This window comes from Microbulbifer mixtoriginis (SeqCode) (assembly GCF_052466695.1).
The window spans coordinates 3406830-3429543 of sequence record NZ_CP174285.1 but is presented as its reverse complement, the minus strand read 5'-3'; the positions used below and the strand labels follow the sequence as shown (position 1 = coordinate 3429543).

23 protein-coding genes are annotated in these 22714 nt (G+C 54.5%); 9 read left to right on the top strand and 14 right to left on the bottom strand.

The genetic code is table 11. The features are described from left to right. Nucleotides 1-17: 17 nt before the first annotated feature. The 4 genes from ACJJI0_RS14880 to rsmD form a co-directional block, all read right to left on the bottom strand. Nucleotides 18-1655: an NAD-dependent malic enzyme gene (locus ACJJI0_RS14880; protein WP_444883192.1), complete on the bottom strand. Its 1638-nt coding sequence runs from the start codon at nt 1653-1655 to the stop codon at nt 18-20. Between the two features lie 156 nt (nt 1656-1811). Continuing rightward, the gene (gene ggt, locus ACJJI0_RS14875; RefSeq protein ID WP_444883191.1) at nt 1812-3530 is read right to left on the bottom strand and encodes a gamma-glutamyltransferase; all 1719 of its coding nucleotides are present in this window, start codon (nt 3528-3530) and stop codon (nt 1812-1814) included. A gap of 62 nt (nt 3531-3592) precedes the next feature. Next, a complete protein-coding gene (gene coaD / locus ACJJI0_RS14870; RefSeq protein ID WP_444883190.1) occupies nt 3593-4069 on the bottom strand; it encodes a pantetheine-phosphate adenylyltransferase in 477 nt (158 codons plus the stop codon). A 96-nt stretch (nt 4070-4165) separates the two neighbouring features. Further along, nucleotides 4166-4765 carry a 16S rRNA (guanine(966)-N(2))-methyltransferase RsmD gene (gene rsmD, locus ACJJI0_RS14865; protein WP_444883189.1) on the bottom strand — a complete coding sequence of 200 codons (600 nt, stop codon included), beginning with the start codon at nt 4763-4765 and terminating at the stop codon, nt 4166-4168. A gap of 268 nt (nt 4766-5033) precedes the next feature. On the opposite strand from rsmD, the gene ftsY reads away from it, so the two are divergent. The 6 genes from ftsY to trmB all read left to right on the top strand — a co-directional run bounded on the left by ftsY (nt 5034) and on the right by trmB (nt 10328). Next, entirely contained in the window at nt 5034-6176 is a 1143-nt protein-coding gene (gene ftsY / locus ACJJI0_RS14860) for a signal recognition particle-docking protein FtsY (RefSeq protein WP_444885937.1), read from the top strand. A gap of 40 nt (nt 6177-6216) precedes the next feature. Continuing rightward, nucleotides 6217-6903 (top strand): cell division ATP-binding protein FtsE, encoded by a 687-nt coding sequence (gene ftsE / locus ACJJI0_RS14855; RefSeq protein WP_252083868.1) that lies wholly within the window; start codon nt 6217-6219, stop codon nt 6901-6903. Next, nucleotides 6884-7900 carry a permease-like cell division protein FtsX gene (gene ftsX / locus ACJJI0_RS14850; RefSeq protein WP_444883188.1) on the top strand — a complete coding sequence of 339 codons (1017 nt, stop codon included), beginning with the start codon at nt 6884-6886 and terminating at the stop codon, nt 7898-7900. Before ftsE ends, ftsX begins: the two co-directional genes overlap by 20 nt. Before the next feature lie 237 nt (nt 7901-8137). Beyond that, entirely contained in the window at nt 8138-8992 is an 855-nt protein-coding gene (rpoH, locus tag ACJJI0_RS14845; protein ID WP_252083866.1) for an RNA polymerase sigma factor RpoH, read from the top strand. A 103-nt stretch (nt 8993-9095) separates the two neighbouring features. Continuing rightward, on the top strand, nt 9096-9473 hold the full coding sequence (locus ACJJI0_RS14840; RefSeq protein ID WP_444883187.1) for a DUF423 domain-containing protein: 378 nt from the start codon (nt 9096-9098) through the stop codon (nt 9471-9473). Between the two features lie 63 nt (nt 9474-9536). Then, the gene (gene trmB / locus ACJJI0_RS14835; RefSeq protein WP_444883186.1) at nt 9537-10328 is read left to right on the top strand and encodes a tRNA (guanosine(46)-N7)-methyltransferase TrmB; all 792 of its coding nucleotides are present in this window, start codon (nt 9537-9539) and stop codon (nt 10326-10328) included. Between the two features lie 90 nt (nt 10329-10418). Here trmB and ACJJI0_RS14830 read toward each other — a convergent pair whose 3' ends face one another. Then, nucleotides 10419-11423, bottom strand: a complete 1005-nt coding sequence (locus tag ACJJI0_RS14830; protein ID WP_252083863.1) for a hypothetical protein — start codon at nt 11421-11423, stop codon at nt 10419-10421. A gap of 202 nt (nt 11424-11625) precedes the next feature. Between ACJJI0_RS14830 and ACJJI0_RS14825 the strand changes: the two genes are divergently transcribed. Beyond that, a complete protein-coding gene (locus tag ACJJI0_RS14825; RefSeq protein WP_444883185.1) occupies nt 11626-12522 on the top strand; it encodes an outer membrane beta-barrel protein in 897 nt (298 codons plus the stop codon). 88 nt (nt 12523-12610) lie between these two features. On the opposite strand, the gene ACJJI0_RS14820 is transcribed toward ACJJI0_RS14825, so the two are convergent. Next, nucleotides 12611-14527: an ATP-binding cassette domain-containing protein gene (locus ACJJI0_RS14820; RefSeq protein WP_444883184.1), complete on the bottom strand. Its 1917-nt coding sequence runs from the start codon at nt 14525-14527 to the stop codon at nt 12611-12613. A 109-nt stretch (nt 14528-14636) separates the two neighbouring features. On the opposite strand from ACJJI0_RS14820, the gene ACJJI0_RS14815 reads away from it, so the two are divergent. Then, the gene (locus ACJJI0_RS14815; protein ID WP_444883183.1) at nt 14637-15137 is read left to right on the top strand and encodes a TIGR02444 family protein; all 501 of its coding nucleotides are present in this window, start codon (nt 14637-14639) and stop codon (nt 15135-15137) included. A 174-nt stretch (nt 15138-15311) separates the two neighbouring features. On the opposite strand, the gene ACJJI0_RS14810 is transcribed toward ACJJI0_RS14815, so the two are convergent. Beyond that, nucleotides 15312-16250: a hypothetical protein gene (locus ACJJI0_RS14810; protein WP_444883182.1), complete on the bottom strand. Its 939-nt coding sequence runs from the start codon at nt 16248-16250 to the stop codon at nt 15312-15314. Between the two features lie 455 nt (nt 16251-16705). Between ACJJI0_RS14810 and bamJ the strand changes: the two genes are divergently transcribed. Then, nucleotides 16706-17494 (top strand): FKBP-type peptidyl-prolyl cis-trans isomerase, encoded by a 789-nt coding sequence (bamJ, locus tag ACJJI0_RS14805; protein WP_252083858.1) that lies wholly within the window; start codon nt 16706-16708, stop codon nt 17492-17494. Between the two features lie 212 nt (nt 17495-17706). On the opposite strand, the gene rsd is transcribed toward bamJ, so the two are convergent. The 7 genes from rsd to ACJJI0_RS14770 form a co-directional block, all read right to left on the bottom strand. Further along, nucleotides 17707-18174: a sigma D regulator gene (gene rsd, locus ACJJI0_RS14800; RefSeq protein ID WP_252083857.1), complete on the bottom strand. Its 468-nt coding sequence runs from the start codon at nt 18172-18174 to the stop codon at nt 17707-17709. Nucleotides 18175-18350: 176 nt separating this feature from the next. Beyond that, on the bottom strand, nt 18351-19040 hold the full coding sequence (locus tag ACJJI0_RS14795; RefSeq protein WP_444883181.1) for an LrgB family protein: 690 nt from the start codon (nt 19038-19040) through the stop codon (nt 18351-18353). Continuing rightward, nucleotides 19030-19425 (bottom strand): CidA/LrgA family protein, encoded by a 396-nt coding sequence (locus ACJJI0_RS14790; RefSeq protein WP_444883180.1) that lies wholly within the window; start codon nt 19423-19425, stop codon nt 19030-19032. The genes ACJJI0_RS14795 and ACJJI0_RS14790 overlap by 11 nt, the downstream gene beginning before the upstream one ends. Nucleotides 19426-19471: 46 nt before the next feature. Next, a complete protein-coding gene (locus tag ACJJI0_RS14785) occupies nt 19472-19963 on the bottom strand; it encodes a disulfide bond formation protein B (protein ID WP_252083854.1) in 492 nt (163 codons plus the stop codon). After that, on the bottom strand, nt 19960-20562 hold the full coding sequence (locus ACJJI0_RS14780) for an acyl carrier protein phosphodiesterase (protein WP_252083853.1): 603 nt from the start codon (nt 20560-20562) through the stop codon (nt 19960-19962). The genes ACJJI0_RS14785 and ACJJI0_RS14780 overlap by 4 nt, the downstream gene beginning before the upstream one ends. Before the next feature lie 60 nt (nt 20563-20622). Beyond that, nucleotides 20623-22206, bottom strand: a complete 1584-nt coding sequence (gene gshA, locus ACJJI0_RS14775) for a glutamate--cysteine ligase (protein WP_252083852.1) — start codon at nt 22204-22206, stop codon at nt 20623-20625. An 81-nt stretch (nt 22207-22287) separates the two neighbouring features. Then, nucleotides 22288-22704, bottom strand: a complete 417-nt coding sequence (locus ACJJI0_RS14770; RefSeq protein WP_444883179.1) for a hypothetical protein — start codon at nt 22702-22704, stop codon at nt 22288-22290. Between the last annotated feature and the right edge of the window lie 10 nt (nt 22705-22714).

Sequence of the window (22714 nt, the reverse complement as noted above, 5' to 3'; positions counted from 1 at the left end):
GTTGCATTGGGTTAAATTCAAATATAAGAAAGATATTCAGCTTTATAAGTATGTTTTTCTATAAATTCTAAAAAATCTTTTGGCGGCTCCAGTGTGCTGAGTCCAAGTTCAAAGATTTTCTTGCTGACTTTTGCGGCTGTATTTTGGGATATTTCTAAAATTTTTGATTGTGGCGGAAACAGACAGCCCTGCTGCAGCAGATCTTGACCAACTTGCTCAGCAACTCCACGGGCGGCCTCAATAAATAGTGAATCGGGCACACGTTTAGCACTTGTTGCATAAATTGCCATTGCTATCGCGGGGAAGATATATAAATTATTCGCTTGGCCTGGCAAATAGGTTTTTCCATGCAGTGTGACCTTGGGGAATTGTACGCCGGCGGCATAGATGGCTCGGCCTTGGCTCCAACTGTAGGCCTGCTCCGCACTGCATTCGGCATGTTCGGTTGGGTTGGACAGAGCAAAAATAATGGGTCGCGGGTTGTGTGCGGCCATAGTTTCCACGACTTCCTGGGTAAATAATTGACCAACAGTACTGACGCCAATCAAGGTGGTTGGCTTGTGAGTTTTTATGGCCTCCAATAATTGTGAAGTTGGGGATTGGTCGTGTGCGTAGGGGCGCTGGAAGTCGAAAAGGTCTTCACGACTTTTTACCAGCAGTCCCTTTTCATCGAACATAATAATGCGGGCTTGGGCCTCTTCCTTACAGAGCCCTTCATTGACCAGTTCACTCACAAATAAATCTGCAAGCCCTATGCCGGCAGAGCCGGCACCGGCGAAGAAGATTTTTTCATCCTTTAACGAGCCCTGTTTGATTTTCAGGGCGTTGATCATGCCGGCCAGGGCAATACCCGCAGTGCCTTGGATATCATCGTTATAGCAGCAGGCCCTGTCTCGATATCGTTGCAGCAGGTGGACGGCGTCACTACCGGTCCAGTCCTCAAAGTGCAGGCAGCAATGTGGATAGCGCTGCTGGATAGTGTCCACAAATTCATCCACAAAACGGTAAAGCGTCTCGGTATCCGGGCGTTTACGACGCAGGCCTACATAGAGTGGGTCTGCGAGTACTTGTTCATTATCGGTGCCGGCATCTAAAAAGAGTGGCAGTAAATGTTCTGGCGGTACGCCCCCGGCGGCGGTGTAAAGCTGCAGTTTACCAATGGGGATACCCATGCCATTCGCGCCGATATCCCCGAGCCCCAGAATTCGTCCGCCATTGGTGACACAAATAAATCGAATGTCCCGGTCCGGCCAGTGAGACAGGGAGTCGGCGATACTGCCCTTCTGTGCAATAGACAGATAGACACCCCTGACCCTGCGCATGATATGGCTGAACTTGGTACAGGCTTCACCGATAGTGGGGTCGTAAATGATCGGAAGGAAGCGCACCGGATCAGACATCACCACTCGGTAAAAGAGCGTCTCATTGGTATCCAGTAGACCGGTCAGGTAGACAAATCGATCGATATCCGAATGTTTGTGGCTCAGCTGCATCATCACCCGCTCTACCTGGGTTTCGATGGTTTCCAGAGCGTAGGGAATCAGGCCGTTAAGGCCAAACTTGTTGCGTTCCGCTTCTGTAAAAGCAGTGCCCTTATTGGTGCTGGGGTCGTGCAGGAGTTCGATGCCAGTGGCATCTACTTTGCGGTGGTCCAAGAGGGGCCCTCCAGTTGCGTTTTGGCTTACGCTAGCTAGGGGGAAGTATGGACCACTCTAAAGAAGGGGCACGCTATCCGGAAAGCTGGTTTATGAATGGCAGCTTTCTAGGGGGGATGGTTTTGAGGAGGCATGCAATATGCCTCCTCCAGAAAATCAGTGCCCTAGCGCACTACCTTCCCGGCGGGGGTCGGCACCGCCGTGGAGTGTATTGTTTTTTACCGCGATTGCATGAATGCCGCTGTTGAGATCGCGCTCGACGACCTCGTGCCCGCGTGCCCTGAGTTTATTGATGGTTTCCTGGCTAAAGAAACCGGGTTCAAGTTCGACACGCCGCCCGATAGCGCCAATGTTGCCGGCTGCGATGGCATCGGCAATCGGCATATTCAGCCCCAGGTGGTAGAGAATGGTGCGGGCGGTGTAGTCGATAATACGTGACCCCCCGGGTGAGCCCACCAGTAGGCGCAGGCTGCCATCTTTATTAAATACCACCGTTGGCGACATGGAAGAGCGAGGTCGTTTGCCGGCCTGGATACGGTTCGCCACCAACTGCCCTTTGGCTGTTTTTGGGGTAAAGGAAAAATCGGTCAACTGGTTATTCAGCAGAAAACCCTTTACCAGCAGGCGAGAGCCAAAGCCCGTTTCGATGCTGCTGGTCATGCTGACGCCATTGCCGTAGCGATCCACAAAGACCAAATGGCTGGTGTTGGGCATCTCAGGTGATTGGGCCGTGAGGCGCTTGGTCGCCCCAGTGTTCGGATTGCCGGGCTTGGCTATGCTGGCGCTGTCAGGGTCAATGAGTGTCGCACGTTCGCTCAAGTAAGCGGGGGATACCAAAGCCTTACTGGGCACACTGATGAAATCCGAGTCGGCCGAATAGGTGTTGCGATCGGCAAAGGCCAGTTCTGAGGCTTCGATAAACAAATGGGTGAGCAGGTCGTCCCCGGCTTCCATTTCAGCGATGGGAAAAGCTTGCAGCATGCCCAAAATACCGCCCACGGTGGTGCCGCCCGATGAGGGGGCATCCGCACCACAGACCCGGTATTCGAGAAAAGCGGAACAGAGAGGCTGGCGCAGTTTGGCCCGATAATTGGCCATATCCTCAAGGTTGAGCAGACCAGGGTTTTCAGTGTCGCCGCGAACGGCCTTGACGACCGCTTCGGCGATCTCTCCTTTATAAAAAGCGTTCGCACCATCGCTGGCAATCATGCGCAGGGTGCGGGCATATTCCGGATTCTTCAGCCGGTGGCCCACCGGCAGGGGCCTGCCGTCGCTGTCAAAGAAATAACTGGCGATCGCCGGTCTTGCATCTACATGGGGTAGTCTGCTCAACAATTTGTGCAGACGTGGAGAGACTTCAAAGCCGCTTTCGGCTAGCTGGATGGCTGGCTGGAATAAAACTTCCCATGGCAGTTTGCCATCGCGCTGGTGCGCCATTTCCAACATGCGGATGACGCCAGGGACGCCCACTGAGTAGCCGCCAATAACCGCCTGCATAAATGAACGCGGTCTACCGTCGTGCATAAAGTAGTTTTCATCCACCTCTGCCGGAGCGGTTTCCCGGCCATCGTAATAGCGCAGCTGTTTATCTTTGGCGTCGTAGCTCAGCATAAAGGCGCCACCGCCAATACCCGATGACTGGGGCTCCACCAGCCCGAGTACCAACTGAGCGGTGATGGCTGCATCCACGGCACTACCGCCCTGTGCGAGGATTTGTTCGGCGGCGCGACTCGCGTGGGGGTTGGCGGTCACCGCCATATAGGATTTGGCCGTGGCAGACTTGATTGCACTGCGGCCGGTATCGACTTCCGGTTGCGGCTCATCGGCCATGGCCGGAGATAGAACAAGGGCGAGAGCGAGGAGAATGTGACGCACGAAACACTCCGCGGATTGTGGAAAAATCCGCTCGAGTGTATCAGAAATAACCAATTCGGGAGTTAGCGGAATTTCTCTTCCAGTGCCGCTTGTACAGCACTTGGAACAAATTTTGCGACATCTCCACCGAGAGAGGCAATTTCTCTAACCAAAGAGGAAGAAATATAGGACAAATGTTCTGCTGGGGTCAGGAACAGGCTTTCCATATTCGGCGCCAGTTGGCGGTTCATATTAGCCAGCTGAAACTCGTATTCGAAGTCGGATACTGCGCGCAGGCCGCGTAGAACCCCATAGGCATCCACCTGGCGCACCAGGTCAGCCAGCAGGATATCGAAGCCGATGACTTCCACATTGGGCAGGTGGCCGAGTACGCGCTGGGAGAGCTCCACCCGCTCATCCAGTGTAAATAAAGGATTCTTTCGACTACTGGCGGCTACGGCCACGATGACGTGGTCAAACAGGCGACAGGCCCGCTCCACCAAATCGAGATGACCATTGGTGATTGGGTCGAAAGTTCCGGGGTAGACAACTTTTTTCATACGCCAAGGATAAATGCGGGCTGAAAGGGATGCGAATGGTAAACAATTTACGGCTAAGGCTCAAAACCGAATGCGTTAACCTGACCCGCTGACCGGTCAGTGTTCAGTGGTTGTATCGGAGTTATTACGAAACAGTCGCATACAGACCTGACCAGCGCGCTTTTCCTTGATTAACGACCAGTCGTTCGCAGCAGAAATAACAATGTCTCGGGGTGTCTCGATATAAATCAGAGCGCCTTCTGAGAGCCTGCCAGTGAGAGCGCCGAGACTCTCCTGCCACAAATCGTCTGCAAAGGGCGGATCGATAAAGACAATATCGTAAGGCTTGCCGCCACCGACCAAAAAATCTGCTGCCCGGCAGTTATGCACCTCGCCATCTGTGGCTTCGAGTAGCTGGAGTTGCTGGTTTAGGGTGCGTGCAGCCTGGGGATTCAGTTCGACGAAATCCACTGAGGCCGCGCCACGGGATAGAGATTCCAGACCCAGGGCGCCGGAGCCGGCGAAGAGGTCGAGGCATTGTGCGCCAGGTAGGTGAAACTGCAACCAGTTGAACAGGGTTTCGCGCAGGCGATCGCCGGTAGGTCTCAATCCCTCAACCGGCGCAAATTGTAATTTGCGCCCGCGCCACTGCCCTCCGATGATGCGCAATTGGGAAAGGGGCTGTGTGCTTTGCTTGCGCGATGAACTTCTGGCCAAGGTAACTCTCTACTGGGGGCTTAGCGATGCTAAGATTAGCGTCTTTCTGCAAGCGGTACACCCGGATAAACGAATGATCTTTGATTTCCTGCGCAAAAAGAAAAAGCGCAAGCCCGAACAAAGCGAGCCCCAAGGGGAGCAGGCCGAAGCGGTTGGCTCACCAGAGGAGGCCCCGGCGGAAGAGTGGCAGGAGCCATCTGTCACCGATAAAGAGCCCGCTGCACCCCAGGAGGCCGCTGCCGAGTCAGCAGAGGCGCCCGCTCCAGAGATGGAACAAGCGACTGCTGATGTGCAGGAACCTTCCACAGAAGCTGTTGAGCCTTCGCCCGCTAGTACAGCCAATGCGCAGCCCGAAATTCCGTCTAGCCCTGAATCTGAGTTGCCAGCCGATACTGCAGCAGCAGCGTCAGAACCGGCTCCTCGGGTTCAGGAGCCAGCGCCCAAGCCCACCCCCGTGCAGGAAAAACCCGTAGCGAAAAAGAAAGAGGGTTTCTTTGCACGTATTCGCCGCGGGCTCAGCCGCACCAGCAATCAGTTTGTCGAGGGCATGGGCAACCTGTTCCTCGGAGCCAAAGAAATCGATGAAGATCTGTTGGAAGAGCTGGAAACCCAGCTGCTGATGGCAGATGTGGGTGTCGAGGCCACCAGTGAAATTGTTGAGCGCCTCACTGAGCGCGTCTCGCGCCGCGAGCTGGCCGATGGCGATGCGCTCTATAAAGCGCTGCAGCAGGAGTTGGCAGAGCTGCTCGACAGTGTCGACGCGCCTTTAGTGTTGGATACCAGTAAAAAGCCCTATGTGATTTTGGTAGTCGGCGTTAACGGCGTTGGTAAGACCACCACTATCGGCAAGCTGGCGCACCGTTTCCTCGGCGAAGGCAAATCGGTGATGCTCGCCGCCGGCGACACTTTCCGCGCCGCTGCGGTAGAGCAGTTACAGGTTTGGGGGCAGCGCCACGATGTGCCGGTGGTGGCTCAGCATACCGGTGCGGACAGCGCCTCGGTAATTTTTGATGCCGTGCAGTCGGCCCAGGCCCGTGGTATTGATGTGGTGATCGCCGATACAGCCGGCCGCCTGCACACCAAGTCCAACCTGATGGAAGAGTTGACCAAGGTGCGCCGCGTAATGGGCAAGCTGGATCCCAGCGCTCCCCACGAGGTGCTATTGGTGCTGGATGCCGGCACCGGCCAGAATGCAATTAACCAGGCTGCGCAATTTCGCGAGGCGGCCGGTGTCACCGGCCTGGTACTCACTAAGCTTGACGGCACCGCCAAGGGTGGCGTGATCTTTGCCCTGGCGCGGCGTTTCGGTATTCCTGTGCGCTTTATCGGTGTGGGTGAACAGGCTGAGGATCTGCAGCCGTTCCGCGCGCGCGAATTTGTCTCGGCGCTGTTTGGCCGCGATACCGCTTGATCGCTACTAAACCCTCTTAGGGAATAACAAGAACAAAATCGTGATCACCTTTGACAATGTGAATAAGCGCTATGCATCGGGGCAGGACGCCCTGGTGCGTATCAGCTTGGAAGTCCCCCGCGGCGATATGGTGTTTCTCACCGGTCATTCAGGTGCGGGTAAGAGCACACTTTTGCGGCTGTTGACCGCCATCGAGCGCCCCACTAAAGGCTCGATTTTGGTTGCTGGGCAGAATCTCAACCGCCTGCGCAATAGTCAGATCCCCTATTACCGCCGCAACCTGGGTATCGTTTTTCAAAACCACCAGCTGCTGTTTGATCGCAGTGTGTTCGACAATATCGCTCTGCCACTGGCAGTGGCCGGCTGCAGCAAACGCGAAGTGGGCCGCCGGGTGCGTGCCGCTCTAGACAAGGTAGGCCTCCTGGACAAGGAGAAACACAATCCCATTACCCTGTCTGGAGGGGAGCAGCAGCGGGTGGGTATCGCCCGCGCAGTGGTGAACAAGCCGGCGATCCTGGTAGCGGATGAGCCTACAGGTAATCTGGACCCTCAGCTGTCACAGGAGATCATGCAACTGTTTTCCGACTTTAATGCTGTGGGCGTCACTGTATTGGTGGCAAGCCACGACCTGGAATTGATAGCGCGCATGCGCCGGCGGGTATTGACCCTGCAAGCCGGTCAGTTGATCTACGACGGAGTCCCAAGCCGTGAAGCACACCCAGTCTAGAGTCCAGCGCCCGGCGAGTAGTAGCATTGAAAAGCGCCCGCGTAGCAGTGGCGCGGTGGCTGCTCGCACCGGTATTTCGGATCGCTGGCAGTCCTGGCTCGACCACCATCGCCAGGTAGCGCGGGAATCCCTGCGTCGTTTTTTCGCTACGCCCATGGCTAGTGCTATGACCGCCCTGGTAATCGCTATCGCCCTGGCCCTGCCCGCCGCTTTGCAACTTGGATTGGCAAATTTTCAGCGCGCTGTGGCTGGCTGGGATGGCCAGCCGCAGATTTCAGTATTTCTCAATAAGAGAGCGCAGAAAACGGCAGTAGACTCCTTCGCCGCCAAACTACGCAGCGACCCGGCCATCGCAGAGGTGACTTATATTTCCCCGGAAGCGGCGCTGGCGGAATTCGAGCAGGCATCCGGGCTCGGCGACCTCCTGGTGGGGCTCGATGCCAACCCTCTGCCGGCAGTATTGCTGCTGCGCCCGCGAGATACCCATAACAGCGAAAAATTGCAGCGCATTGTGGATAACCTACAGGAGCACGCCCTGAGTGACTCGGTGGTGCTCGATCTGGCCTGGGTGCAGCGCCTAACCCAGCTGACGGAGCTGGGGCAACGGATGTCCGCAGGGCTCGCGCTGCTGTTGGCGCTGGGGGTTATCCTGGTGGTGGTCAATACGATTCGCCTGCACATTGAGAGCCGCCGAGAGGAAATCCTGGTGGTAAAGCTTGTGGGTGGCACAAACGCTTTTGTGCGCAGACCTTTCCTCTACAGTGGTCTCTGTTATGGGGCTTTTGGCGGACTGCTGGCATGGGCTCTGTTACTGGGGGCGGTGTTGCTATTGTCCGGGCCGATCTCAGGCCTCTCCTCCAGCTACGGCAGTAATTACAGCCTAGTGGGGCCCGGTTTCAGCTATTTTGTTGGCCTTATCGGTGGCGCTGCTTTGCTTGGGCTGCTGGGGGCCTGGCTGGCGGCGGGCCGTCACTTGCGCGAGATCGAACCCAGCTGAGACGAGTGTTTACACGCCTTGGTTTAGCCAAGAAGCGTAAAGCTGTAGCGAATTGGGGAACCTAGGTGGGATTTGGTCCCTCTAAACGGCTGCAATACAAGGGAATACGGCAGTTGGCGGCGGACTTTCTTAACCGCTCGTGCAAGTGCTACACTGAGTCCAGCCTGTTGCCGGATAAAGTGTCCGACGACAGCGGCCGCTGGAATCGGCCGACTAATAATGAGAGGAGAAACCTGAATGGGAACCAGCCTACAGCCAGTGCATACGCTGTCTCCGGGCGCCAACCTGGGAGCTTACATCCAGACCGTCAGCAGCTTCGATGTGCTGTCCGCGGAGGAAGAAAAGCGCCTGGCAGAAGACCTCTATTATCGCGAAGATATTAACGCGGCCCGCCAACTGGTCATGTCCCACCTGCGCTTTGTCGTACATATTGCCAAGTCTTATTCTGGCTATGGACTCAACCAGTCGGATCTGGTGCAGGAAGGCAATGTTGGTCTGATGAAGGCGGTTAAACGCTTTAACCCCGAGAAAGGGGTGCGTTTGGTCTCCTTTGCGGTGCACTGGATCAAAGCGGAAATTCACGAATTTATCCTGCGCAACTGGCGCATCGTGAAGATCGCTACCACCAAGGCACAGCGCAAGTTGTTCTTCAACCTGCGTGGTCAGAAGAAGAAACTGGCCTGGCTGAGCAACGATGAAGCCAAGGCGGTGGCTAAAGATTTGAATGTAGATGTCGCCCAGGTCCATGAGATGGAGGGCCGCCTTGCCGCTCATGATGCCGCATTTGATGCGGGGGTGGACGACGATGACGACACCGCCTGGCAAGCGCCGGCACACTACCTGGAAGACCGCAGTTATGACCCGGCAGCTCAGTTGGAGCGGGATAACTGGCAGGAAACCAGCTTCAACAGTCTGGCCAATGCTATGGAGCAGCTCGACGAGCGCAGCCGCGATATTATCCAGGCACGCTGGCTGAGCGAGGAGAAATCCACTCTGCACGAGTTGGCAGATAAATACGGAGTCTCCGCCGAACGTATCCGTCAGCTGGAGAAGAACGCCATGAAAAAAGTGCGTGCGGCTATGGAGGCCTGATAGCGCACTTTGGCAGTTCGGAAAAAACCGCGCAGCAGCGCGGTTTTTTTATTTCTGCGATGCATGGACCCGCTTCGTCGGGCGCAAAAAAATGGGATAAGCCATGGCTAAAGTTTACCTTCTACTCGCCGCATTATTTGGCGCCAGTGGCGTTGCTCTCGGTGCCTTTGGCGCACACGGCCTGCGTGGCAAGGTCGCCGAGCCGCTATTGGAAGCCTACAAGACCGGTGTGCAGTACCAGATGATCCACGCCCTGGCGCTATTGGCTGTGGCGCTGCTGATACAGAATTGGGGAGAACGTCTGTCACTCACTCTGAGCGGCGCTTTCTTTATATTTGGCTTGGTGTTTTTTTCCGGTAGTCTCTACGCCCTTACCCTGGGTGGGCCGCGTTGGCTGGGGCCGATTACACCGATTGGTGGGTTATTGATGATCGCCGGCTGGGTGACACTGTTTATTGCCGCCGTGAATGCCCCCAAATAGCCGGGCTGTCGCCTATCAAAACCCGAATAAGAGAAAACCGTTTCGCATAAGAGGTCGCGAACAATGCAAGACGAATCCGCGGAAGAGTTTCCCTACCGCACCGAGTACAAGAAAAAATCTATCCGCAGCTACGTGATTCGTGCGGGGCGGATGACTGAGGGGCAGCGCCGCGCCTTTGATACTTACTGGGGAAAATATGGTCTGTCGCTCTTCGATGGCCCTCTGAATCCAGTTGAGGCATTTGGCCGTGAGGCTCCGCTTGTGTTGGAGATCGGTTTTGGTATGGGCGACTCACTGCTTGCCATGGCCCAGGCCGAACCGGATAAGAATTTTATTGGTATTGAGGTGCATCCTCCCGGTGTGGGTCGGCTGATTAACAATGCCGGTAAAGCCGGGATTGATAATCTCAAAATTTATATGGCCGATGCGGTGGATGTTTTGAATGACTGCATTGGGGATGGCATCCTGGACAGGTTCCAATTGTATTTTCCCGATCCCTGGCATAAGAAGAAGCACCATAAGCGCCGCATCGTGCAGCCGCAGTTTGTGCGCCTGATTTGCAGCAAGCTGAAAACCGGCGGTGTTATGCATATGGCTACGGACTGGCAGAATTATGCCGAGCATATGCTGGAAGTGTTGCAAGCGGAGTCGCTGCTGGAAAATACCTCCTCCAATGATGACTATGTCGAGCGTCCAGAGTGGCGCCCGGAAACCAAGTTTGAGCGCCGCGGCCAGCGCCTTGGGCACGGTGTCTGGGATCTGGTGTACCGCCGCCTGCCCGGAGAAGCTCCTGCCCTAGCGCCGAGCGAAGAGACAGTTGAAAAGCCTTCCAAGTCGGCACCGGAGGTCGAATAACATCCAATTTGCCACTTGGAGAGTTTTAGCAATAAGCGCCGACTGTAAGTCGGCGTTCTCCCCCACCTACGGCAGTACCCCACCCTTTCTTTAAACGTACAGCTGCCAGTTCTTCTTAAAAGATTCCCAGCGCTGTTTGTCTGCGGTGATACGGATATTTCTTACCGAGTTTTCGTTGTAGTACATCCAATCCGATAACACGATATTGTTTTGGCTGCCGGCATAGTAGCGCATGCGGAAGCGGCGAATATATTGGTTGGGTATTGCCAGGAAGGCTACCTCACGACCGGGGGTGACGTTGGCGACCTCAACGCATTCATGTCCAGTTTTGTCGAACTCATAGACAAATCCAGCGATGGCTTTATCCACCCTGTCGGTTTGGTGCAGGTAGTAGTAACGCACCGGACAGTAAGTTTTGTTGTGCCAGGCAAAGCGTGCTACCACGTTGGGATCGTCGGTACTGGATATCACCTGGCAGGAAGCGCCGCTACCGAGATGGGGGTCGTGGCGGTTGTTGTTATCCATTTTTGGAAAAAATCCCCCTGACTGCCACAGCATTTGCGGCGGCCGGGTATCCCCCCGGTACAGACGCCCCGGTGTCATATGTAGATTAAAACCCGAGCGACTAAAACGATAACGATACAGATTGAAAGGGATGTCATTGTGGTTCTGAATATTGCCCAGAGCCAAAGGTTCTGACAATGCGGCTTCACTGGCCTGGCGATACCAGCAATAGGCGCCGCCCAGCAATGTGGTAATGGCGTTTTGACGTCGCTGTATTCCATCCGAGGTGAGCTGTTGTACCGGGTTAGAGGGATTGAAGCCGGTCAACCAAGTATACATTGCCTCTATAAGGCTTTGGGATGTGTTGGATATGCGGGTGTAATCCAGAGTCTGGATCAGTGCAGCCTGAGTCACTAACTGATCAATTCGGGTTAGTCCATCTTTACTGCGGCTGTACTTCCAACTGCAGCGAGAATTCTGTTGAAAATCGGTGGCGTATTCTCGAATAGTTTTTGGTGGGCGGCACGAAGTTTGAATCAACTCTGGGCGAACCAGGTTTCTTACGTAGTTATCTATGTTTGGCGCCAGCATCGGTTAACTCTCCGCTGTTTATAAGTATATTTTTTATTTCCCGTCTATGATTTTCATATTGGGCGCGGCATTAAATAGTAGTTTTATTAAAAATGCAGAACAAATAACACAAAGATAACCGAATTAATTTGAATTTAAAGTAGTTAATCAAATTAATAAAAATTGAAAGGGGGATGGTTTTAAAAAGATTTCGGTGTCAGTAATGGGTAAATGCCATACTTCCATTTCAATCCTCTGCGGTGTTGTGTTGCTTTTTTCCGTAAGCAATGTTTCGGCCGATTTTGTCGGTACCCTCAATCTCTATGCCAATGGCGGTAAATACTGGTTTAACAGTGACCGTTTAAACGGAACCCCTTTTCACGGATTGACTTTGCAGGATACCACCGGTGGCGGTGGTGGCCTGGGATTTAATATGACCAACTACTGGGCGATGGAGGGGGTGGTCGATTACTTTATTGTTGGAGTGGATGATTTTCCCGAAAAACTCGAGATTTACAATTACCACCTGGACCTCCTCTACCAATTTGGTGGGCAATTCTGTGGTGATTTTTGTTGGCAGCCATATGTGGCTTTTGGCGTTGGCGAGATGCGCATTAATTATGATAAAGCGCCGAAAAAACGTTACAGGAGATATTACACGGACGAGGATGGGATAGAACGTTACGACTGTAAATATCGGTATAAACACGGTTATAAATATCCTGACTGGCACCCCTACCGGAGATATCTGTGCAACTGGCATGATCGCCAAACCATGGTCAATCTCGGTCTGGGGATAAAATATAGCCTCGGTCCCCGCTGGCAGGCCCGTGCGGATGTGCGACTTTTTCAGGGGGTGGATCACGGTGGGTTGGATGGTTTTGCCAGCGTTGCGATTGGCTACCAGTGGATCGAGTACCCGGACTTTTGGTACGACGAGGATGCGGACGGGATTATCGATGCAACCGATCAGTGCCCACAGACCCCGGTAGGTGTTGATGTTGGCCCCGATGGCTGCCCCATGGATATCGACTTTGATGGCGTGCCGGCCTATATCGATCAGTGCCCGAATACACCAGTCGGCACCGCCGTGGATGAATATGGCTGTATTCGCAGATAGCTAATGCCTTTTTAAAGGCTTCCGGGGTAGCTCCTGGAGGGCGGTGAAGATGCCCTCCAGGAGCTATTTTGATAGGCAAACGGTCGAGTTACTCCCCGCGCAATTGCTCAAGTTGCTCAGAAATTTCCAACCACTCCATTTCCAGAAGGTCGAGAGCTTCGCGATATTCGGTTTGCTCTTTATTGAGACGTGCAATTTCATCTTGCTGACCTCCCATGTAGAGTTGCTCATCGGCCAACTTGCCTTGAACTTTTTGAAGTTTTTCCTCTGTTGCGGCCATTTGCCGCTCAATATTTTTTAATTTATTGGTCAGGGGTTTTAGTTGTTCTCGCAAGGCGGCAGCGGCACGGCGTTGGGCCTTTTTATCTTCTGCAGGTTTTTCCTGATTATCACCGCTTTCTACTGATTTTTCCTCACGCCGCTTTTCCCGGTTAAAACCCAATAGCCACTGTTTGTAGTCCTCGAGGTCACCGCGATAGGGTTCCGCACGACCATTTGCGACCAGAATAAATTCATCGGCGGTATTGGCGAGTAGATGGCGATCATGGGATACCAAAATAACCGCACCGGGGAACTCAGCCAGGGCCATGGTAAGAGCATGGCGCATTTCCAGGTCTAGGTGGTTGGTGGGCTCGTCGAGCAGTAGTAGGTTGGGTTTTTGCCAGGCGAGGATCGCCAATGCCAGGCGGGCCTTCTCTCCACCAGAGAAGCCGGCTACGGTTTCAAAGACCCGGTCGCCAATAAAGCCGTATCCGCCGAGGAAGTCGCGCAGAGATTGCTCACTGGCCTCGGGACTCAGTCGTTGCAGGTGTAATAAAGGAGAGGCCTTGCCATCCAGAGCTTCGAGCTGGTGTTGGGCAAAATAGCCAATAGCCAGATGTTCGCCACATTGGCGCTCACCGCTCTTGGGAGCAAGCTCGCCGGCAAGGGTTTTAATTAGCGATGACTTACCCGCGCCATTGGGACCGAGCAGGCCGATACGGCGGCCGGGCTGAATACCCAGTTGTACTTTCCTCACGACCACTTTGTCGGCGTAGCCGATATCAGTTTCGCGCAGGTCGATCAGCGGATTGGAAGTTTTATCTGCAGATGGCAGGGTGAAGTGAAAGGGTGAGTCCACATGGGCTGGGGCGATTTGTGCCATGCGGTCCAATGCCTTTAAACGGCTCTGCGCCTGTTTGGCCTTGCTGGCCTTGGCGCGAAAGCGCCGCACAAAGTCTTCCATGTGGGCGCGTTCGGATTGCTGTTTTTCGTATTGTATTTGTTGCTGGGCTAAGCGCTCGGCGCGTGTGCGTTCGAAGGCGCTGTAGTTGCCGCTATAAAGCACGAGTTTTTGCTGTTCAAAACTGACAATGCCATCAACCACTGCATCGAGGAAATCGCGATCATGGGAAATAATTAACAGGGTACCGGGGAAGCGCTGTAACCACTGTTCCAGCCAGAGGGTCGCGTCTAGATCCAGGTGGTTGGTGGGTTCGTCCAGCAGCATCAAATCCGCGGGGCACATCAATGCTCTAGCCAAATTGAGGCGAATGCGCCAGCCACCGGAAAAGCTGCGCACCGGGCGCTGTTGTTCCGCGTGCGCAAAACCCAGGCCGTCGAGTAACTGTGCGGCACGCGCGGGCCCGCTATAGCCGTCGATGCTGGCCATACGCTCGTGCAGCTCAGCCAGTTTGTGGCCATCGGATTCCCCGCTGGTTTCAGCCTTTTTGAGCTGGTCTTGCAGGTTGCGCAGTTCCCGATCGCCGTCGAGTACATAGTCGAGGGCCGACTGATCGCTAGCCTCCACCTCCTGGGCCATATGGGCAATTCGCCAGTCACCGGGGATATCCACCTGTCCAGCGTCGCTTTCCAGTTGACCCAGTAGCAACTTAAACAGCGTTGACTTACCACAGCCATTCGCGCCGATAATTCCCACCTTGTGGCCGGGGAATATACGGCAGTCTGCACCGTTTAGCAGGTCGCGCTCGCCTCGATGCAGGGAGACACCTTGCAAATTAATCACTGGAAAAAACCTCTTATGAACAGGCCGATGAATGCTAGGCTATTCGACGTATTTGTACGTATTCGCCGCCGCTTGAGCGCGCCGAACCGCAAAGGGCCTGGATTTTAACGTGACAGATAGCACACCTCCATCCTCTTCCAAGGAAAACCCACTGTGGCAGTTCAGTCTGGACTTCTATCGTCATCAAGGGGTTGAAGACTTCTTGCTCGACTGTCAGGACACGAGGGGGGCCGACGTGTGTTTAATGCTTTGGGCTAGCTATGCAGCGGTTTGTGGACACCAGTTGAGTGAGGAGGGGTGGCGTGTGGCTGATCGCGGTTTGGCACCGCGTCGTAGAATGATTATCAGTGTACGCCACCTGCGTCGCTTACTGGGGCGCTTTCGCCCTCATACAGTGCGCGTGTATGAAATGTGTAAGCGTTATGAATTGAACTTGGAACGCTTGCAGCTGGCGGCACTTTGGAAAATTTGCCTGGAGGCATGGCCGGGAGATAAGCCTGCGCTACAACTTGCGGGACAGCAATATGGGCTTTTACAAAAAGATCAGGTTCACTGGGCAGGTCTGATTGAGAGTTTTATGGCTTCAGTCGAAAATCCGGATGCCGTCTGAATTTTTCAGGCAGCGGCTTTAGCAAACACAGTGTGCTGCCAATAAAATTGGAAGGTTTCTACCTACTACTAACCCCATACTTCCAATAAATTACACCGTAATGGACTGGCTACTTGGCACCCACCCTAATAGAACCGGCCGGGTGCCAATCTGTTTACAAAGTATTAGGAGCGCCTATTCGCCACGGTGACCCTCTGTGGAAAACAGGCTATTGGCCGGTGTAGTTGGCGTAATCGATGGTGCTGGTGGAGTTTGCTCCAGTGGTTTTTGCTGCTCATCAGATGCCAGGTTCTTTGCTTCTTCAGTGGGTTTTTCCTGAATTTTGCTTTCACTGGGTGCGGCTTGCTTGGGTTTTTCCTGTTGCGGCTTTCCTTCTTTGGCCTTTATCTGCTCAGGTTTAGCAACTTCAGAAGTTTTTGTCGCTGTTGCGGCTTTAGTTTGGGTAGCTTTCTTGCTGGCGGGTTTTGCTACTTTTTGCTTGCTCGCGGTGGTAGTTTTTGCCGGCTTGGTAGCGGTTTTCTTTGTGCTACTAACTGCTGCCTTCTTAGACGGTTTAGCAGTACTCGTCTTTTTCGCAGCAGCTTTCTTTTCGCTGGCCTTTGCTGCTACCGTCTTTCTCGTAGATTTTGCCGTGCCAGCTTTTACAGACTTAGCAGAGGTTTTACTGGTGGCTTGCTTAGTGGCGGTGGGTTTTTTCGCCTTAGGCTGAGTCTTAAGCAGCTCTTTTTCCGTTTTGGCTGCGACTTTGCGTACGGTTTCCGCCGCTTTGAGCTCTGCTTTGGCTCTGGCTTGCAGATACTTGGCGTCGGCAGCAGCTTGCTTAGCCTGTTGAAATACCTCGTTAAATTTCTCTACATTGCTTTTAGCGGTTTCCACACGCTTTAGAGCTGCGGGCGTCTTGGTGGTTTTCGCCTTAGCGCGGGCTTCACCCAGCTTGTCCTTTGCCTTACTCAGCTTGTCTTTTGCTGAGGTCAGGTTTTTTCCGGCCTTAAGTACCGCTTTGCCGGCATCGGTGATTTTCTTATTGCGGGCTTTGTCCAGTTTTGCGGCGAGTTTGGAAATTTGTGCTTCCAGCTCTGCAACCGGATTGACAGCTTTTGGTTTGGCAGCCATGAGTAAATGTCCTGACGTTTATTATCGATTGGCACTTCCGGATAGTGCGCTCTTCTTCCTTTAAATACGATGGATACCGCTCTAGCAAGAGATATGCGCACCGCGCACTGCCCCAAACTGAAAAGCACTTCAAACAGTCCAGAACAATAACCGGTTACTGGCCGATAATAGCGCTGTTTTTAAAAAAAATGTATGCCGTGTACTGCGAAAAAAGCGTTGTCTGCAGATTTTTTGTGAAGCGGCTGGAACCAGCAAGGGGAATGTGGTGTCCTGCACAGTGTGCGCGTCATCAGTATGCACTGGGAGTCGCCTTGGGTTAGACTTGGGCGCACTGGCGGAAACTGTGCGCCTGGTGGCTTAGGGCCGGAACAGAGTTGCTTGAAATACCGCTGTTGGCGTTGGACCAAGGTCAAGCGCGAATCTATAAACGCAATACGGACAAAGAGACAACACCCATGAATAAATACCCTTTGGCTGCAGCAATTGCCCTTGGCCTGGCGCTGACCGGCTGTAACGAACAGGGACAGAAGCAGGAAAAAGAAGTTGCCCTGGACACTCAGGAGAAGAAGGTCAGCTACATCATTGCCGAAGACATGGCTAAGCGCCTAAAGGCTCAAGATGTGCAGCTGGATCCCAAAGTGGTTGCGATGGCACTGAACGACGTTGCCAGTGGCCGCGAGGATCGCTTGTCCGATGAAGAAAAGCAGCAGACCATTGCCGCTTTCCAGGAGCAGATGCAGAAGAAACAGCAGGAAATGCTGGCTCAGCAGGAGAAAGAATTTAAAGAGAGCGCCGACAAAAATATGCAGGAAGGCAAGACTTTCCTCGAAGAGAACGCTAAGAAAGATGGTGTAGTCACCACTGATTCTGGCCTGCAGTATAAAGTGATTAAAGAGGGTAGCGGCAGTAAGCCAAGCGCTACCAGCACCGTTGAAGTTGATTACAAGGGCACCCTGATTAACGGTGAGGAGTTCGACAGCTCTTACGCGCGCGGTGAGCCGGTTCAGTTTCCGGTAAACGGGGTAATCAAGGGCTGGACAGAAGCTCTGCAACTGATGAAAGAAGGCTCCAAGTGGGAACTTTATATCCCCTCTGAGCTTGCTTACGGTCCCGGTGGTGCAGGCGGTAAAATTGGCCCCAATGCCACTCTGATTTTTGAAGTGGAACTGCACAAAGCAAATGTTGCTGGTGATGAGGGTTCCGAGAAAAAAGAAGAAAAGAAAGAAGAAGCTCCATCTGAATAATCTGACTTTTCGAACTTTACTGAAAAAGGGCGCCAATAGGCGCCCTTTTTTTGTGCTTGAATTTATTTCGCTTGGCCACCTGGTTTTATTTAAAGTTTAAATGCATTCGCAGATATATTCCGGCTAACTGGTCGTCAGCCGGCGAGTGAAGGCGAGCAAAAAATAGGAGTCCCTGTGCAACGAAAAATTGCATGCAACAAGAGGTGGCTGTGCTAGGCGATCCGATTTTTGTGAGCGGTGTGTAACAGGGCGATCATTCTATCTTCGGAGCTAAAGCGGGTTTCTAGCGCCTCTCCCAGTTCGGACAGATCTGGTGCCAGGCTGGAAAGGTCGTCCGTCTCCAGATATTTATCGTTGAAATCAACGGCGATATCTGTAGTCCTATCAATATCATCGTAGAGTTCACAGGCTTTTTGCAGACCTTGTTTATCATCGAAGGCCTGCCCCTCACGCATCAGTTGTTCATAGACCTCAAAATGACCGGCCGACACATAGTCCACCAGCAGCTGGCACAGCTGACGGACACGGTCTTCGGTTTCGGGGTCATCCTCACTGAATTCCTTTTTTTCGGAGAGGTGGTAGAAACTCACTAATAGGTTTTGTCGTGACTGAAGCCAGCGGTCAATAATTTCGCTGACACCACCCCAGCGCTCCCGCGCCGACTTGCAATTTTCCAGCATCGCCAAGATGTCCTTTTGTTACTGTTGCTGCAGTGGCAGCTTATTAGCTTTTTGCTGATCTCGAAGGCCCTTAGGAAGATAGGAGATTCCCCCGCCGGCAGCAAGGAGTCAGGCGCAAAGTACGTCAGAATGCTGTGACGGCTGTGCGAATTTCACTGCTCGCGTCGGCAGGTGACTCAGGGGGCGATAATTAGCGGTAACAATAGCGCGCTTAAGGCGCCACAAAGTCCCATAGCGAGGGCGGCACAGGCGCCACACAGTGCACTGATTTCCAGTGCGCGCGCCGTGCCCACGGCGTGGGCATTGATACCGAGCACCACGCCGAGAATCCGCTCGTCGCGAATACCTAGGCGGCGCACCAGCGGTGGTCCGGCCAGGGCTCCTACTACGCCGGTGAGCACCACGATTGCTGCGGTCAGGCTTAAGCTCGCGTGAACTTTTTCGGCAATTGCAAGTGCGATGGGTGTGGTAATGGATTTTCCGCTAAGGGCGAGTAGTACAGACTTCCCCACTCCGAGTAAAAGTGCGATCCCCACAGCAATTGCTGGGGCCAATAGGGCTCCGACGGTGATGGTTACCAGCAGGGGCCAGCCAGCGCGGCGAATCACTGTCAGGTTTTGTTTCAGCGGTACGGCCAGCGCGACTACGGCCGGACCCAGTAAGGCGTAGAGTAGACCGCTGGCATCCTGGTAGTCGCGGTAGGGAATATCCAGGCGATAGAGAGCTGCGAAAACTAGCAGACTTGCGGTGATTATCGGGTGTAACAGTACCGTACCCGTGCGTCGGTACAGCAGTACCCCAAACCAGAAGGCACCGCAGCTCAATGGCAGGGCAAACAGCGGGCTGTGTAGTAACTCACTGCTCATTGTTGTGCACTATATCGGTTTTTCTGAGTAGGCGGCGCAGCAACAGAGTGCACAGCGTAAGGCTGATCAGGGTGCCAAAAAGAATCGCGGCGAGCAGGCCCAGCCAATCGGATAAGGAGAGATCGCGCAGAAAGAAGACCCCAGTGGCGGCGGGTAAAAATAGCAGCGGCAGTAAAAAGAGCAGCTGTGCACTGACTTTTGCCAGGCCGCGGGGCACGCTGCCGTAGACCATTAGGCCCACCAGTAGCAACAACATCCCCACTACAGCACCCGGCACCGGTAGGGCGAGCGCCTTTCCGATCAGGCTACCGAGCCGTTCGCAGCCAAACAGGATTGCGATACCGAGCACCCAATGGGCTAGCTTGCGTGGGGATGGTGCTGTCATTGGCAAAGGGCGGCTCCGCTGAGCCGCGGTTTAGTGTCCGGTTGATTCAGGCTTTGCGAAATGCCTGCCAGCCGCCAAATAGGATCAGTCCGGCAAAACCGATAGCGGACCAGCCGGGGATACTGAGGCCCATCATGGTCCACTGGACTTCGGCGCAGTTGCCGTCGCCGGTGAGCAGTGCCTTAAGTACATCGGCCATAGGAAAGACCTCCATCATGTAGCTGACACTGGGTCCGCAGGCGGGCACCTGGCCCTCCGGCAGGCTCTGCAGCCACAGCTGGCGCCCGGCAAAATAGAGGCCGCCCAGAGCCCAAATGGAAACCAGCAACCCATAAACGCGCCGGCCGATCGTTGCAGGATTGTGCAGGAAGGCTATGAGAGAGACCAGTCCAATGCCAAGTAACATCACCCGCTGGGTAATACACAGCTTGCAGGGCTCCAGGCCCCGAGCGTACTCCAGATAAAAGGCGGAGCCGAGCAAAAAGACGACAATTAGAAATACCAACAGAAAGGTAATGCGCGGGTTGGGTAAGGTCATGGTTTATCGGATCCTGAATAGTGCTGCCGAAAGCGCTGGGCTTCGAGATTCAAGTCGGTTAGTAGTTTATTGAAATTGTTTTCCAGTTTTGCCCGCCCGCTACTGAGCTCAGGCAGTATTTCCTGCAGCGCAACCGGTTGGCGCAGGCGCTGACCTACCCGCTCCAGGGTGAGGCCGATGATGCGTTCCTCGCGGTAACTCTGCAGTAATTTAATTTGCTCGGCACGGGCCATAAATGCCCGTGCCTGCGGCGGAATATACCGGCTGTGGCTGCGAAAGTCTCTCCAGCACTGGTCGCAAAATTCTTCCAGGCTCTGTGGATGCCACTCCTGCCAATGCTGTGCCAACAGATGGTCGAACCAGATATCCAGTGCGATACCGGCATAGCGGCGCCAGCTGGGGTCCAACTGCGCCAGGGCCTCACGATAAGAGGCATTGCTGTCGGTGCTGGCATCAATGCGGCGGTGCAGTTTGATACCGGCCTCAATGGCCTCCGGCCGCTCGCCTTTGAGTGGACCCTTCACAAAATCTCCGAGTAGCCCACCCAAGCGCCAGCGGGTGTCGGGACCAGAAAGCAGCAGGTGGGCGAGATAGTTCATGCGCTCAATCCCTATGGGGCGGATATCCGGACCCTGCGCCGGTGCTCTATGTTGCCAGGGCTAGCCCTGGCAACACATATATTGCGCGTAGTAGTGGCTGAGGAATTCCTCGAAGGAGCCCTTGTCTTCCGCTTCCACGCGCTTTTGTCTGAGCAGGGACTCCTCGGCTTCACGAGAGAAATCCCGCACCGACTCGCTGTCGAGAGGGCGCTCGAGAAAGTAGCGGCGATGTTGCTCGGCTTTGTGCATAGCCCAATGGTAGAAGTTCAGGTTTTGCTCCTGCATTTCCGCCAGGATCTGCTGGGCTGGGGTGGGTATCTCCCCTTTGACCTTGGCGCGCTGAACTCCTACGGCACTGCGGTACTGGTCGCCGCCCCAAGCGCTGTCGAGCAACTCGGCTACAGTATCCACCTCCCCGAGTAGCTGGGAAGCCCACTCACTGAGCTGCCGCTCGCTTCCGTTGCAGCGCAGCTTGAGGCCGGGCTCGTGGCCGCGATAGACGATACGCTGTTGGTTTTCCTGGGTCGAACGGTAATCGACCTCATCGGTCTCGGGGCTCTCTGTCAGCAGGCAGTGCAACAGGAAGCTGTCGATAAAGCGCATTTGTTGCGCATCAATGCCCAGCGGCATAAACGGGTTCAGGTCGAGGCAGCGCACCTCGATATATTCGACTCCGCGATTATCCAGTGCCGCCAGGGCGGTCTCGCCGCGTTTGGCGGGATTCTTTGGCCTGATCGGTGAATAGAATTCATTTTCGATTTGCAGCACGCCGGCGGAAAGCTGCTGATACTGTCCATCGCTATCCTTGACTCCGAGCTCGTTGTAGGGGCCATAGGGCCGGCTAATCGCTGAACAGAGCGTGGACAGGTAGCTACGCAAGTTGTTGTAGCAAACCACCAGAGACTGCTGCACTTCGCTGTTGTAGCCCAGGTCGCCCATGCGCAGGGAGGTGGCGAAGGGAGCGTGTAGGGTGTGACCGTCGCCGTTAAAAGCTTCGAGCTTATGCTGGCGTCCTTCGACAAAAGAGGAACACACCGCAGGTGCGGCTCCAAACAGGTAGATCAGCAGCCAGTAGTTGCGGCGGAAATTACGGATCAGGTCGAAGTAGCGGCGGGTCTTGAATTCGCACAGGGCTTCACTGCTGCCTTCGAACTCGTGCAGCCACAGCCAGAATTCATCCGGCAGAGAAAAATTGTAGTGGATACCGGCGATGGTCTGCATGGCGCGGCCGTAGCGCAGGCCGAGTCCCAGCCGATAAATGGTCTTCATAGTGCCGCTATGGGAATCTCCGTAGCGGGCCACCGGGATATCGCTATCGGCGCCGATAACACAGGGCATGCTGTTGACCCACAGGCGTTCGTCTCCGATCTGGCTGTAGGTAAAGCGATGAATGCGGTCGAGAATCCGCAGGGCTTCCTCCGGGGTAGCCACCGGAGGGGTAATAAATTCCAGCAGCGCCTCAGAAAAATCGGTGGTGATGCTCTCGTGGGTCAGCGCGGAGCCCAGTGTCTGCGCGTGTGGCGTTTGCGCCAGGGTGCCGTCGTGGGCGACCCGCAGACTCTCTTTTTCCAGGCCGCGACGTATGCCCTTGAGCAGTTGCACGGGTTTGGCCTGGGATAGGGCAGCCAGGTGGGGAATAGGCACTCGAATCTCCTTGGTACTACCGGAACTCTTTCTTGTTGTCGCCGTTGGGGCTACTTGTGCCGGTGCTAAAAGAATCTCCGCTCAGGCGGCAGACTCCGATTCCGATTTGTGCTCGCCGGGTTGTGCGGGCGTCTCATCCGGGGTTTGTGCTGGCGCGACCTCAGGAGCCTGTTCCGGGGCCACTTCCGGCTCTGGCTGTGGTTCCAGCTCGGTGGGCTCTGCAGCCGGGATCTCCTCTGGTACACCGGGCTCGATCTCCGGATCCTCGGGCGCCGAAGATTGCTCAGCGAGAGCTTCTTCCGGTATCAGTGGCTGGGCCTTGGGGTTCAGCGCACACTGCAGCAATTCGATACGCAAGCCGACATCACGGGTATTGGCCTCGAACATCTGGTTGATGGCGACATCTTTATGCTCGCTGCGAAACAGTTTGTTGGGCTCGCGGCCATCAAGCCATTCGCCGCTTTTGCTCAGGAACTGCTGGTGCTGGTTTGTCAGCACATACACGTGA